Genomic DNA, 13,946 nt, shown 5'->3' with positions numbered 1-13,946 from the left:
CCAGAGGGGAGAGGGGGAAAGGGAGCCGATCTCCGTCGTTTTCCAGACCAGAGTTCAACTCGGTATCTCACGTCGGCGTAACTCGAACATTCAACCCGGTCAGTCCCCTCTCCCTCCGGGAGAGGGTTAGGGTGAGGGGGGCTTTTCAGCGAGCATAAAAAAACCCCGCCAGTTAGCGGGGTTTCTTCATCAGGCCGGTTGCGCCTGCAAGCTCACCGGCTTGAGCGGCAGCAGCGGTGCATGAGGATCAGCTTTCACCGAAGCCCGCCAGGCGTCCAGCCACTCGGCATGGCCTTCGGCCCACACCTGCTCGTGCAGACGGGCCAGGGCCACCGGATCGCTCAGCAGTTGCAGACGATCATGGTTGTTCAGCCCGGCCGGGCCGACCTTGATCGCGTGACGCACACGTTCCTGGCGCAGCCATTCGATCGGCTCGGCCTGACCGTGACGCGAGGTCGCCAGCGAGCACGCCAGGGCGTTCTGCTGTGGATCGACCACGGCGCGGACGAAGCCGTCGTTCAGCGCGTGCCAGCGGTTTTCGTGGGTGTACTGATCGGTGGCCAGCAGCTCCTGTGGCGGATTGTATTCCTCGGGGATGAGGAACAGGCTTTCGTCACGGGATTTGAGGCCCAGACCGACGCGGCTGGAAATCACCGACACCGGAATCGACAGCATCAGCGAACCGACGATCGGCACCAGCCACCACAGGAAGCTCGGGTTCAGCCAGATAACCAGCAGCGCCCAGAAGAAGCCCAGCAGGGTCTGCGGACCGTGACGCTTGACCGCTTCGCTCCATGGCGTGGAATCGTCGTCACGCTGCGGCGAGTTCCAGGTCGCGGCCCAGCCGAGGAACGCGGCCAGAACGAAACGGGTGTGGAAAATCATCCGCACCGGCGCCAGCAGCATGGAGAACAGCATCTCCAGCAGCATCGACAGGGTCACCTTGAACTTGCCGCCGAACTCTTTCGCGCCCTTGGCCCAGATCAGGATGATGCTCAACAGCTTCGGCAGGAACAGCAGCACGATGGTCGTCGAGAACAGCGCGATCGCCTTGTCCGGGTGCCATTGTGGCCACAGCGGATAGAGCTGACGCGGTTCGAGGAAGTACTGCGGCTCCATCAGCGTGTTCACCGCCAGCAGCGCGGTCGACAACACCAGGAAGAAGAACCACAGCGGCGCCGACAGGTAAGACATCACGCCAGTCAGAAACACCGCGCGGTGCACCGGGTGCATGCCTTTTACCAGGAACAGACGGAAGTTCATCAGGTTGCCGTGGCACCAGCGACGGTCACGCTTGAGTTCATCGAGCAGGTTCGGCGGCAGTTCTTCGTAGCTGCCCGGCAGATCGTAGGCAATCCACACGCCCCAGCCGGCACGGCGCATCAGCGCCGCTTCAACGAAGTCGTGAGAGAGGATCGCACCGGAGAACGCACCCTTGCCCGGCAACGGCGCCAGGGCGCAGTGGTCGATGAACGGCTTCATGCGGATGATCGCGTTGTGACCCCAGTAGTGGGATTCACCCAGCTGCCAGAAGTGCAGGCCGGCGGTGAACAGCGGACCGTATACACGGGTGGCGAATTGCTGCATGCGTGCATACAGCGTGTCCATGCCCGAAGCGCGCGGCGCGGTCTGGATGATGCCGGCGTCCGGAGTGGCCTCCATCAGGCGCACCAGACTGGTCAGGCACTCGCCGCTCATGACCGAGTCGGCGTCGAGTACGACCATGTACTTGTAGTCACCGCCCCAGCGACGGCAGAAGTCGTCGAGGTTGCCGCTCTTGCGTTTGACGCGGCGGCGACGGCGGCGATAGAAGATCTTGCCGAAGCCCTTGGCTTCGCGGCAGACGTCCAGCCAGGCCTGCTGCTCGGCAACGCAGATGTCGGTGTCGTTACTGTCGCTGAGGACGAAGAAGTCGAAACGGTCCAGGTCACCGGTAGCGGCGACCGACTCGAAGGTCGCGCGCAGACCGGCGAACACCCGAGGCACGTCTTCGTTGCAGATCGGCATCACCAGTGCGGTGCGCGCGTCTTTCGGAATCGGCTCGTTGCCGGCACTTTTACCGGAGATCCGGTATTTATCGTGGCCGGTAAGCAATTCGAGGAAGCCCATCAGCGCGGTCCAGAAACCGGCCGACACCCAGCAGAACAGAATCCCGAACATGATCAGGATGCTGGTCTGCAGCGCATATGGCAGCACTTGCGTGGCGGTTTGCAGCAGCGGTTGATGCAGGACTTCTTCCAGATCGACGAACGACCAGCCCTGGTACGGCATGATGCCTTTCATGTACCAGCCGGCGACGATGGTCTGACCCAGCATCAGCACCAGCAGAATGTAGCGACGGATCGAACCGACCGTGCGCCACCGCGCCGCCGGCAGCACATTGGCGTCCTTCGGCGGTTGCGGCGGGTTGGTCCGGCCGGTCAGGCGGCGCCAGCCACGCACCAGAATGTTGGTGCGCCACGGCTCCGGCACGACCTTGGTCCGACGGATCGGCGGCGTGGCCTTCATGCTGACCCGGCCGCTGGCGTCGAGCACCAGCATTTCCGCGTCTTGAAGCTCTTCGGCGGTGCTCAGGATCAGGCGCTGGCCGACCGAAGCCTGGGCGGCTTCGGTCGGCGCGTCAAAGGTCTTGGACGACAGGCGTTCATGCAATTCGCTGAAGGACTGGCAGCCCGCGAGTTCCGCGCGCTGCTCGTCGGTCATCGGCAGATGCGCCAGGTACTCGGACAGAGTCTCTGGCTGTACTTGAGAGTTACTCATCGGCAGGCAACTGATAGCTCCAGGTCTCGGTCAGGACTTCTTCAGTCGGTGCCGATTCCGGTGTGGCTGGGGCCGCGTCCGCAGCGGCTGGCTGCTTGGCGTCTTTGTTGGCCTTGTCCTTGGCATCTGCAACCGGCTTGGCGTCGGCCTGTTTGGCCTCGGCGGCCTTGGCTTCCTTGTCGGCTTTCTCTTGTTGCTTGGCGGCAACCTTGTCGGCCTTGGCTACCGACGAATTGGACGTCGGTACCGAAGACTTGGCCAGATCAGCGGTGACCACTGGCTGCACCAGGGCTGCGCGCATCTCGGTGGACTTGCTCGCGTCCTTGATCTTCATCCGCAGGGTCAGGCGCCAGCCCTTGGTTTCCGGGTTGTAGCGCACGCTGTTCTCGACCAGTTCGGCGTTGTCGCCGACGCTGACCTGGCTGCGAACGTCTGCATCCGGGGCCAGGGCGGCCAGGGACGGGCCCTCGAAGTCGACCAGGTAGGCAACGCTGCCATCCGGCTGACGGATCAGGTTCGATTGCTTGACGTCACCGGTCGAACGCAGGGTCTGGTTGACCCAGGCGCTGTCCGGCGCGTGCAGCGCGGCTTCGTCGATGGTCCAGTGCATGCGGTAGGCGAAGTCCAGCGGCTGGCCTGGCTCCGGCAGTTTTTCCGGGTTCCAGAACGCAACGATGTTGTCGTTGGTTTCGTCGGCGGTCGGGATCTCGACCAGATCGACGGTGCCTTTGCCCCAGTCGCCCTTCGGCTCGATCCAGGCGCTTGGGCGCTTGTCGTAGCGGTCGTCGAGGTCTTCGTAGTGGCTGAAGTCACGGCCACGTTGCAGCAGACCGAAACCACGCGGGTTTTCGACGCTGAACTGGCTGACAGCCAAATGTTTCGGGTTGTTCAGTGGGCGCCAGATCCACTCGCCGTTGCCGGCATGGATCGACAGACCGCTGGAGTCGTGCAGTTCACGACGGTAGTTGAGCACTTTCGACGGCTGGTTGGCGCCGAACAGGAACATGCTGGTCAGCGGCGCGATGCCGAGCTTGCCGACCTTGTCACGCAGGTACATCTGGCCCTTGACGTCGACGATGGTGTCGCTGCCCGGGCGCAGGATCAGACGGTAGGCGCCGGTCGCACGTGGCGAATCCAGCAGGGCGAAGATCACCAGGTGCTTGTCGCCCGGCTTCGGCTGCTGAATCCAGAACTCGCGAAAACGCGGGAATTCTTCGCCGGACGGCAAAGCGGTATCGATCGCCAGACCACGGGCCGACAGACCGTAGGTGTGACCCTTGCCGACAACGCGGAAGTAGCTCGCGCCCAGCATGGTCATGATTTCGTCTTGCTTGTCAGCCTTGTTGATCGGGTACAGGACACGGAAACCGGCGTAGCCCAGTTGTTCGGTGGCCTTAGGATCGAACTGCAGGTCGCCGAAATCGAAACGGCTAGGATCGTATTTGATCTCTTCGACGGTGTTCGCGGTGATTTCGTTGATTTTCACCGGCGTATCGAAGTGCATGCCCTGATGATAGAAGGACAGCTTGAACGGGGTCTTCTGGTCGGCCCATTCGGCTTTTTCGGTGCGGAAACGAATCTTTTGATAGTCCGCGAATTTCATTTCACGGAATTCGTTTGGCAGGTTGCTGCGCGGGGCTTCGAACTTCTGCCCGGCCAGCTCTTTGGCCTTGGCCGACACATCGTCAAGATTGAATGCCCAAAGCTGGCCGGCGCTGAGCAGGCAGAGTACTGCCGAGCCCGCTACCAGAGCGCTGCGCAAGCGTTTGGCAGACAATTTTGCTGCATTACAGGGACTAACAATCACGAGCAACCCTCGCCGAAAACAGATCAATAAACCAACGGCCAGATGAAGTGCCTGTGAGGGATTCGGTACAAAAAAACCGACCTTTCAGGGCACCCTTGCCAAGTTGGCGAGCATTGTTCCGACTCCGCTGGGTCAAAATGATTCCCCAATCGGATCCGGACAAGTCTCTACCTAAGTCAAAATGGACCAACGAACGCTGATCCCCGTAGCGCGCGATTATCTAGTAGCCCGCGTGACAACGCATCAGGGGTAACAAAGTATTTATCGCGAAAATTCCCTGTTTTCAGTCGAAAAGCCCTTAAAAAGATGTTTCAAGCGCTTTCATGTCTGTAACAGGAAGGTTACCGGGCCATCGTTGACCAGGTGCACCTGCATATCCGCGCCGAATCTACCTGATGCCACTGTGCCATGCATCTGTTTCGCTTTGCTTAATAGATAGTCGAATAATTCTTCGCCCAGCGCCGGAGGGGCGGCGGTCGAGAAACTCGGGCGCAACCCGCTTTTGGTGTCGGCAGCGAGGGTGAACTGAGAGACCAGCAGCAACCCGCCGCCCACATCCGCCAGGGACAGATTCATCTTGCCCTCGGCGTCACTGAACACTCGATAGTTAAGCAGCTTATGCAGAAGTTTGTCGGCGCTGGCCGGCGTGTCGTCGGGTTCGACCGCCACCAGCACCAGCAAACCCTGATCGACACTGCCAACCACCTCGCCCGCCACTTCGACCCGCGCGCCTTTCACGCGCTGCAAAAGACCCTTCATGCTTCTTCGGGCGGCAGGTCGAGCAGGCGACGGGCCATTTTGCTGGCGGCGCGCACCAGTGCATCGGTGATGCCCGGTTCGGACGCGGCGTGGCCGGCATCGCGGATCACCTGCAGCTCGCTGTTCGGCCAGGCCTGATGCAGTTCCCAGGCGTTGTCGAGCGGGCAGATCACGTCGTAGCGGCCATGGATGATCACGCCCGGCAGATGGGCGATCTTGCCCATGTCGCGGATCAGCTGGTTCGGCTCAAGAAACGCATTGTTGGTGAAGTAGTGGCATTCGATCCGCGCGATCGACAAGGCGCGCTGCGGTTCGGAGAAACGGTCGACCACCAGCGGGTTCGGCCGCAGGGTCGCGGTGCGCCCTTCCCAGGTCGACCAGGCCTTGGCCGCGTGCATCTGGGCGATCTGGTCGTTGCCAGTCAGGCGTTTGTGGAAAGCGCTGAGCAGGTCGTCACGCTCGTCCAGCGGAATCGGCGCGAGGTAGTCCTGCCAGTAATCGGGGAACAGACGGCTGGCGCCGGCCTGGTAGAACCATTCGATTTCCTGCGGACGGCAGAGAAAGATCCCGCGCAGGATCAGCCCATGCACGCGTTCCGGGTGGGTCTGCGCGTAGGCCAGCGCCAGGGTCGAACCCCAGGAGCCGCCGAACAGCACCCATTTGTCGATGCCCAGGTGTTTACGAATACGCTCGAGGTCTTCGACCAGATCCCAGGTGGTGTTGTTTTCCAGACTGGCGTGGGGCGTGGAGCGACCGCAACCGCGCTGGTCGAAGGTGACAATGCGATACAGGTTCGGATCAAAATAGCGGCGACTCTGGGCGTCGCACCCGGCGCCGGGACCTCCGTGGATGAACACCACCGGCAAACCTTCCGGTGAACCGCTTTCGTCGACGTACAGCGTGTGGGTGTCATCGACGGCCAGATCGTGCCGTGCGTGAGGTTTGATCTGCGGAAACAAAGTCTGCATTGCGCGCTCCGTAAGGGGTCGAGGTCATCCCTGGGGGGACTTCTATTATTCTGCCGTCCGGCATCATAAACCCGATTTACGTCAATGAGCATGCCCGTGCGCTGTCACAATTTGTCAGCCATGAACCCCAGCAGGTTCTCAAAGAGACGATCGACCTCGGCGACCTGATGCCGCGCCCGCAGGCAGCCGTGAACCAGCCCTTCGCCGTAGTACAGCACCGCGTCGACTCCCGCCGCGTTCAGCCGTTCGGCGTAGCACACGCCGTCGTCACGCAATGGATCGAACTGCGCCACGGCAATCCAGGCCGGGGGCAAACCGCTGAAGTCCCCGGCCAGCAACGGCATCGCATAGGCGTTCGGCTTCGCGGTGCCGCGCAGATACAAGGCGTGATAGCAATCGACATCGCTGCTGGCGAGCAACGGCGCATCGGCGCATTCGCTGCGTGACGCTAACTGTGCGTCGCCTCCCATCCCCGGATAGATCAAGACCTGCGCGCCCGGCAGCGGCTCGCCGGCATCGCGCAGCGCCAGGCACAGCGCCGCCGCCAGATTGCCGCCGGCGCTGTCGCCCGCCACCAGCATCCGTCCGGGATCGAACCAGAACGGCCCGCTGCGCAACGCGCGCCAGACGCTCAGGCAATCCTCGAAACCGGCCGGGAACGGATGCTCCGGCGCCAGACGGTAATCCACCGCCACCACCATTGCCCCGAGCGCCATCGCCAGCTCGCAGCAGATGAAGTCATGGGAATCCAACCCGCCGACCACCCAACCGCCGCCGTGCAGATACAACACGCACGGCCAGCCACTGGCCGATGGCCGGACAGGCGGGCGATACGAACGCACCGCCACCCCGTTCAACTGAAAATCCACCACCTCAAGGCCCGCCGGCCGTCCGGGCGAGAAGGCGCGGCACATGTCGTCATAGGATTTGCGCAATCCGCCGAGGCTGCTGTCATCGCTGGCGAAGCTTTCGGTGCTGGCGACGAACGCCGCCATCGCCGGTGAAAGTGGATAGGTACTCATCAGTTTTTCAGGCTGGCCTGAACCGTGGCCACGCCGTCCTTGCCGTCAAAACTGCTGACACCCGCCAGCCAGCGTTGCAGGTCTTCGGGATGCTCGCGCAGCCAGGTTTTCGCCACTTCCTGCGGTGTCTTGCGCTCCATGATCGGCACCATCAACTGGCTTTCCTGGGCGGCGGTGAAGGTCAGGTTTTCCAGCAGTCGATGGACGTTCGGGCAGCGCTCGGCGTAGTCCGGCGCGGTGACCGTGGAAACGGTGGCGGCGCCTTCGTTGGGGCCGTAGACGTCTTCGCTGCCGGTCAGGTAGGTGATCTTCATGTTGATGTTCATCGGGTGCGGGGTCCAGCCGACGAATACCACGAACTCTTTGCGGTTCACCGCTCGCTGCACGGCGGCGAGCATGCCGGCCTCACCGGATTCGATGATCTTGAAATCCTTCAGGCCGAAGTGGTTGGTTTCGATCATGGTCTTGATCGTGGTGTTGGCGCCGCTGCCGGGCTCGATGCCGTAGATCTTGCCGCCGAGTTGATCCTTGAATTTCGCGATGTCGCCAAAGGTCTTCAGCCCCGCCGCCGCCACGTAATCCGGAACCGCCAGCGTCGCCTGGGCGTCGGCCAGGCTTGGTTTGTCCATGACTTTGACCTGATTGGCGGCGAGGAACGGCGCGATGTTCTTGTCCATCGCCGGTTTCCAGTAGCCGAGGAAGATATCCAGACGTTTGTCGCGGATGCCGGCGAAGATGATTTGCTGCACGGCGCTGGTCTGCTTGCTTTCGTAGCCGAGGCCGTTGAGCAACACGTCGGCCATGCCGCTGGTGGCGATCACGTCGGTCCAGTTGACCACGCCCATGCGCACGGTTTTGCAGGAAGCATCGTCGGAAGCCATGGCGCCGGCGCTGAGCAGCGCACTGCCGGTCAGGATTAACGCACAACGAGTGAACAGTTTTTTCATGTGGGATCGTCTCGTGCGGCAGCGGGTTATTGTTCGGATCGGTGTCTTCTTGCACCGTGGTCGAAACATTACGCAGCGGACGAGCGGGAAAAGCGAACTGTGGCGACCGGGATTTGCACGGTGGCGACTTCTCCCGATCGTTCCCACGTCGAGGCGTCGAACCGTCTGCGTGGGAACGATCAGAGCAGACTCAGTTGTAGTGGTTTTTGCCCCAGGCGAGCAGCCCTTCCAGCAGCTCCTTCAACACAACCCGCGTCGGCTCCGCCAGATCGGCGCGGTAGCGGAACGGCTCGAACTCTTCCATGTAGGTGCACTGGCCCAGCTCCAGTTGCACGGCGTGGATGTTCTCGGTCGGGTTGCCGTAGTGACGGGTGATGTGGCCGCCCTTGAAGCGTCCGTTCAGCACATGACTGTAATCGGCGTGGCGGGCGCAGATCGCTTCCAGTTGCGTGGCCAGTTGTGGATCGCAGCTGGCGCCATTGAAGGTGCCGAGGTTGAAATCCGGCAGCTTGCCGTCGAACAGGTGCGGGATGATCGAACGGATCGAATGCGCATCGAACAGCAGCGCATAACCGAACTCGGCCTTCAGCCGCGCCAGCTCTTCCTGCAAGGTGCGGTGGTACGGCGTCCAGATCTGCTCCAGGTACGTCGCGCGCTCTTCTTTCGACGGTTCCTTGCCTTCCTTGAACAACGGAATGCCATCGAACAGCGTCGCCGGGAACAGACCGGTGGTGGCGCCGGCGTACAGCGGTTTGTCGTCGGACGGCCGGTTGAGGTCGATGACGAACCGCGAGTACTCGGCCGCCAGGGTGCTGGCGCCCAGTTCGGCGGCGAAGTCGTAGAGCTGCGGAATGTGCCAGTCGGTGTCCGGCAGGCTTTTCGCGTCCGGGATCAACCCGGCCTCGACCGCCGGAGTCAGGCGCACACCGGCGTGGGGCATGCTGATCAGCAGCGGCACGCGACCTTGTTTGAAGTTCAGAACCTTATCCACAACCGCTCTCCTACAGACTTGATTCAACGCCGTGACGGACGACGCGTTTATCCAGTTCACCACCCAGCCAGTACGCCAGATCCGCCGGGCGGTCGATCTGCCAGGCGACAAAATCCGCGACCTTGCCGACTTCCAGCGAACCGTGGGTATCGGCCATGCCCAAGGCTTGCGCCGCGTGAATCGTGGCGCCGGCCAGGGCTTCTTCCGGGGTCATGCGGAAACAAGTGCAGGCCATGTTCAGCATCAGGCGCAACGACAACGCTGGCGAGGTGCCGGGGTTGAGGTCGCTGGCGATGGCGATTTTCACTTTGTGTTTGCGCAGGGCGTCCATCGGCGGCAACTGGGTTTCGCGCAGGAAGTAGAACGCGCCCGGCAACAGCACTGCGACGGTGTCGGATTCGGCCATGGCGATGGCGTCGGCTTCGTCCATGAACTCCAGGTGATCGGCGGACAATGCGTGATAGCGCGCGGCCAGGCTGGAGCCATGCAGCGACGACAATTGTTCGGCGTGCAGCTTCACCGGCAGACCGAGTTCTTGCGCGGCGATGAACACCCGCTCGACCTGCTCCGGGGAGAACGCCAGGTATTCGCAGAACGCATCCACCGCATCCACCAGGCCTTCGGCGGCCAGCGCTGGCAGCATTTCGGCGCAGATGTGATCGATGTAATCGTCGGCGCGATCTTTATATTCCGGCGGCAATGCGTGAGCAGCCAGACAAGTGCTGCGCACGCTGATCGGCAGTTCGTCGGCGAGGCGACGGATGACCCGCAGGATCTTGCGCTCGCTGGCCAGATCGAGGCCGTAGCCGGACTTCATTTCGACCGTGGTCACGCCGTCGCGCATTAGGCTTTTCAGACGTTTGGCGGCGCTGGCGAACAGCTCGTCTTCCGAGGCCTCACGCGTGGCACGCACGGTGCTGGCGATGCCGCCGCCGGCCGCTGCGATTTCGGCATAGCTGACGCCTTGCAGGCGCTTCTCGAACTCGCCGCTGCGGTTGCCGCCGAACACGGTGTGAGTGTGGCAATCGATCAGGCCGGGGGTGACCCACGCGCCTTGCAGGTCATTGACCGCCGGGTATTCGCCTGACGGCAATTGGCTGCGCGGGCCAATCCACTCGATGAGTGCACCGGACGTCACGATGGCCGCATCCTCGATGATCGAGTAGACGCCTTGCGCCATGGTTGCGACGTGGCAGTGTTGCCAGAGGGTTTTCACTGTGAGCCTCCGTTGGATTCTGTTTGGTGGGCAGCCTTCAAAAGCCCCCTCACCCTAACCCTCTCCCGGAGGGAGAGGGGACTGACCGGGTTGCTCTTTCGAGGTACATCGACCTGAAATTCTTGAGTCGAACTCAGGTTCTGAAAACGATGAAGATCTGCTCCCTTTCCCCCTCTCCCCCTTGGGGGAGAGGGCTGGGGTGAGGGGGATCGGTTTCCCGGACGACAAAAATCCCCCTCGAAAAACGCTTACAAACTAGGCAGCAGTTTCGCCGGAACCAGCTCAGTCAGAACCCGCGACGCCAGCAACTCGGTCGCTGCATTGATATCCGGCGCGAAGAAGCGGTCCTTCTCGTAGAACGGCACTTCGCGACGCAGAATCCCTCGGGCCAGTTCCAGTTTGGCCGAAGTTTTCAGGCCGTTGCGCAGATCAAGCCCCTGCACCGCCGCCAGCCACTCCACCGCAAGAATCCCGCGGGTATTCTCAGCCATTTCCCACAGGCGCTTGCCAGCGGCCGGGGCCATCGACACGTGGTCTTCCTGGTTGGCAGAAGTCGGCAGGCTGTCCACCGAATGCGGATGGGACAGCGCCTTGTTCTCGCTGGCCAGGGCCGCAGCGGTCACCTGGGCGATCATGAAGCCGGAGTTCACGCCGCCATTGGCCACCAGGAACGGCGGCAGTTGCGACATGTGCTTGTCCATCATCAGCGAGATACGACGCTCGCTCAGGGAACCGATTTCGGCAATGGCCAGGGCCATGTTGTCAGCGGCCATGGCTACCGGCTCGGCGTGGAAGTTGCCGCCGGAAATCACGTCGCCTTCGGCCGCGAACACCAGCGGGTTGTCGGATACGGCGTTGGCTTCGACAGCCAGCACTTCGGCGGCCTGGCGGAACTGGGTCAGGCACGCACCCATGACTTGCGGCTGGCAACGCAGCGAGTACGGGTCCTGCACCTTTTCACAGTTCTGGTGCGAGTCGGAGACTTCGCTGCGTTCGCCCAGCAGATCGCGGTAAGCGGCAGCGGCGTCGATCTGGCCTTTCTGGCCACGGGCGGCGTGGATGCGAGCATCGAACGGCGAACGCGAGCCGAGCACCGCTTCCACCGTCAGACCGCCCAGCGCCAGTGCGCCAGCGAACAGGTCTTCACCTTCGAACAGACCACGCAACGCGAATGCGGTGGACACCTGAGTGCCGTTGAGCAGCGCCAGACCCTCTTTCGCCGCCAGGGTCAGCGGGGTCAGACCGGCGACTTTCAGCGCTTCGGTCGCTTCCATCCACTCGCCCTTGTAACGCGCCTTGCCCTCACCCAGCAGCACCAACGACATGTGCGCCAATGGCGCCAGGTCGCCGGAGGCACCGACCGAACCTTTCAGCGGAATGTGTGGGTAAACCTCGGCGTTGATCAGGGCGATCAGCGCATCGATCACCACGCGACGGATGCCGGAGAAACCACGGCTGAGGCTGTTGACCTTGAGTACCATGATCAGGCGCACCAGCTCATCGCTGATCGGCTGGCCGACGCCGGCGGCGTGGGACAGCACCAGCGAGCGCTGGAGGTTTTCCAGGTCTTCGCTGGCGATGCGGGTGGAGGCCAGCAGGCCGAAACCGGTGTTGATGCCGTAGGCGGTGCGGTTTTCCGCGAGGATCTGCTCGACGCAGGCCACGCTGGCTTCGATCTGCGCGCTGGCGCTGTTGTCGAGGGTCAGCTTGACCGGGTTCTGATAAACGTCACGCAGTTGGGCCAGGCTCAGTTGGCCGGGGATCAGGTTCAGCGCAGTCATTTAAATGCTCCTTTTGAGGCATTGTTATTAACTACCAGTCGCTCCGGAGCATTCCGTTATCCGTCGCCTCTCGTCTTTTGGACGATCCGCGCCTTGGCACGCTGGTATGGGTAGTTGTCAGTGCAGATTGGGTAATGCGTTGTGCAGCAGATCCGGGTCTTTCAGAACGCCTGCAGCAGCGGCGATGTCCGGCGCCAGCCAGCGGTCCTGATCGTAGGCCGGGACTTTTTCGCGCAGCAGTCGCCAGGCGGTATCGGTGCCGGCGCCGAATCGCTGTTCCTTGAGGAATTCAAACGCCTGGGCCGCCAGCAGGTATTCGATGGCGAGGATCTGCGTGCAGTTTTCCAGCGCGCGGTGCAGCTTCAGCGCGGCGTTGGTGCCCATGCTCAAGTGGTCTTCCTGCAGGCCCGAGGTGACATAGTTGTCGAGCACCGCCGGTTGCGCCAACTGGCGGTTTTCCGCGCACAGCGACGCGGCGACGTATTGCACGATCATCATCCCGGAGTTCACCCCCGGATTGGCCACCAGAAACGCCGGCAGACCGCTGACGTGCGGGTTGATCAGGCGATCCAGACGCCGCTCGGCAATCGAGCCGATTTCGGCCATCGCAATCGCCAGCAGATCCGCCGCCAGCGCCACCGATTGCCCGTGCGGATTGGCCTGGGACATCACCCGGAAGTCATCCGGCGTGCCCAGCAGCAACGGGTTGTCGGTGCAGCCGTTGAGTTCGGTTTCGATCTGCTTGATCGCGTGTTCCAGCTGATCGCGGGCGGCGCCGTGCACCTGCGGGATCGAACGGATGCTCAGTGCATCCTGAGTGCGAATGCCTTTGCTCGACGCAATCACTTCACTGCCATCGAGCAAGGCGCGCAAATTGACGCCGACCTGCTGCATGCCCGGATGCGGCTTGAGCGCAATGATCTCGGCATCGAACGCGGCGATCTGGCCGCGCTGGGCCTCGAAGCTCATGGCGCCGATCACGTCGGCCCATTGCAGCAGACGCGTGGAGTCGGCGATCGCCAGGCAACCGAGGCCGGTCATGCACGGCGTACCGTTGACCAGACACAGACCGTCCTTCGCCCCGAGCTGAACCGGTTGCAGGCCCTCTTCGGCCAGCGCCTGCTGCGCAGAAACCACCTGCCCGCGATAGCTGACATTGCCCACGCCCAGCAGCGCGATGCCGATGTGCGCCATGTGGGTCAGGTAACCCACCGAACCCTGCGACGGCACTTGCGGGGTGATGCCGCGATTGAGCAGCGCCAGCAGCGCTTCGACCACCCGACGATGAATGCCGGATTTGCCGTGGCTGTAGTTGCGGATCGCGGCGCACATGATTGCGCGGGTCTGCTCGTCGGCCAGTACCGGACCAACGCCGCAGGCATGGCTGAGCAAGGTGTTGCGCGACAGCTGACTGAGCTGCTCGTCTTTCAGCGAAACGTTGCACAGCGCACCGAGACCGGTGTTCACACCATAGGCGCGCTCGCCGCTGGCAACGATACGCTGGACGATGCCCTGCGCGTTTTCAATGCGCGCCCAGGTCTGCGCCGACAGCTCGAGCTGCGCTCCGTGACGGGCGACTGCGACCACATCCTGCCAACGCATCGTAGCGTCGGCGATAACGACTTTTTCAGCCTGGGACATCACTTACCTCAACCATAATTTTGATGCAGCTTCACCGGCCTCATCGCTGGCAAG

Annotated in this window: 10 protein-coding genes; all 10 read right to left on the bottom strand. The window is 62.4% G+C overall.

The features are described from left to right. Window positions 1-189: 189 nt before the first annotated feature. The 10 genes from mdoH to hutH (GQX66_RS11165) all read right to left on the bottom strand — a co-directional run bounded on the left by mdoH (window position 190) and on the right by hutH (GQX66_RS11165) (window position 13,892). Window positions 190-2,760 (bottom strand): glucans biosynthesis glucosyltransferase MdoH, encoded by a 2,571-nt coding sequence (gene mdoH / locus GQX66_RS11210; protein ID WP_085746402.1) that lies wholly within the window; start codon window positions 2,758-2,760, stop codon window positions 190-192. After that, a complete protein-coding gene (locus tag GQX66_RS11205) occupies window positions 2,753-4,567 on the bottom strand; it encodes a glucan biosynthesis protein G (protein WP_085611241.1) in 1,815 nt (604 codons plus the stop codon). Before GQX66_RS11205 ends, mdoH begins: the two co-directional genes overlap by 8 nt. Before the next feature lie 321 nt (window positions 4,568-4,888). Then, window positions 4,889-5,326 carry a D-aminoacyl-tRNA deacylase gene (gene dtd / locus GQX66_RS11200; protein WP_064592873.1) on the bottom strand — a complete coding sequence of 146 codons (438 nt, stop codon included), beginning with the start codon at window positions 5,324-5,326 and terminating at the stop codon, window positions 4,889-4,891. Further along, entirely contained in the window at window positions 5,323-6,294 is a 972-nt protein-coding gene (pip, locus tag GQX66_RS11195) for a prolyl aminopeptidase (protein WP_007952436.1), read from the bottom strand. The genes dtd and pip overlap by 4 nt, the downstream gene beginning before the upstream one ends. Before the next feature lie 104 nt (window positions 6,295-6,398). Then, on the bottom strand, window positions 6,399-7,316 hold the full coding sequence (locus tag GQX66_RS11190) for an alpha/beta hydrolase (RefSeq protein ID WP_240868920.1): 918 nt from the start codon (window positions 7,314-7,316) through the stop codon (window positions 6,399-6,401). Then, entirely contained in the window at window positions 7,316-8,263 is a 948-nt protein-coding gene (locus GQX66_RS11185) for a choline ABC transporter substrate-binding protein (protein WP_041475116.1), read from the bottom strand. Before GQX66_RS11185 ends, GQX66_RS11190 begins: the two co-directional genes overlap by 1 nt. 190 nt (window positions 8,264-8,453) lie before the next feature. Next, entirely contained in the window at window positions 8,454-9,254 is an 801-nt protein-coding gene (gene hutG, locus GQX66_RS11180) for an N-formylglutamate deformylase (protein WP_240868917.1), read from the bottom strand. 10 nt (window positions 9,255-9,264) lie between these two features. Then, window positions 9,265-10,470, bottom strand: coding sequence for an imidazolonepropionase (gene hutI, locus GQX66_RS11175; protein WP_129972277.1), 1,206 nt, complete (start codon window positions 10,468-10,470; stop codon window positions 9,265-9,267). 248 nt (window positions 10,471-10,718) lie between these two features. Then, window positions 10,719-12,251, bottom strand: a complete 1,533-nt coding sequence (gene hutH / locus GQX66_RS11170; RefSeq protein ID WP_085746396.1) for a histidine ammonia-lyase — start codon at window positions 12,249-12,251, stop codon at window positions 10,719-10,721. A gap of 117 nt (window positions 12,252-12,368) precedes the next feature. After that, window positions 12,369-13,892 (bottom strand): histidine ammonia-lyase, encoded by a 1,524-nt coding sequence (gene hutH / locus GQX66_RS11165; protein WP_129972275.1) that lies wholly within the window; start codon window positions 13,890-13,892, stop codon window positions 12,369-12,371. Between the last annotated feature and the right edge of the window lie 54 nt (window positions 13,893-13,946).

It is taken from the genome of Pseudomonas sp. B707 (genome assembly GCF_022496685.1).
Taxonomy (GTDB): domain Bacteria; phylum Pseudomonadota; class Gammaproteobacteria; order Pseudomonadales; family Pseudomonadaceae; genus Aquipseudomonas; species Aquipseudomonas paraglycinae.
Note: the sequence above shows the minus strand (reverse complement) of the source record. Positions and strands in the feature narration are given on the sequence as shown.

Bases quoted from the DNA above. Each gene is read 5' to 3' on its own strand.
- GQX66_RS11185 (WP_041475116.1), bottom strand. From the start codon at position 8,263: ATGAAAAAACTGTTCACTCGTTGTGCGTTAATCCTGACCGGCAGTGCG.
- mdoH (WP_085746402.1), bottom strand. From the start codon at position 2,760: ATGAGTAACTCTCAAGTACAGCCAGAGACTCTGTCCGAGTACCTGGCG.
- pip (WP_007952436.1), bottom strand. From the start codon at position 6,294: ATGCAGACTTTGTTTCCGCAGATCAAACCTCACGCACGGCACGATCTG.
- dtd (WP_064592873.1), bottom strand. From the start codon at position 5,326: ATGAAGGGTCTTTTGCAGCGCGTGAAAGGCGCGCGGGTCGAAGTGGCG.
- hutH (WP_129972275.1), bottom strand. From the start codon at position 13,892: ATGTCCCAGGCTGAAAAAGTCGTTATCGCCGACGCTACGATGCGTTGG.
- hutH (WP_085746396.1), bottom strand. From the start codon at position 12,251: ATGACTGCGCTGAACCTGATCCCCGGCCAACTGAGCCTGGCCCAACTG.
- GQX66_RS11190 (WP_240868920.1), bottom strand. From the start codon at position 7,316: ATGAGTACCTATCCACTTTCACCGGCGATGGCGGCGTTCGTCGCCAGC.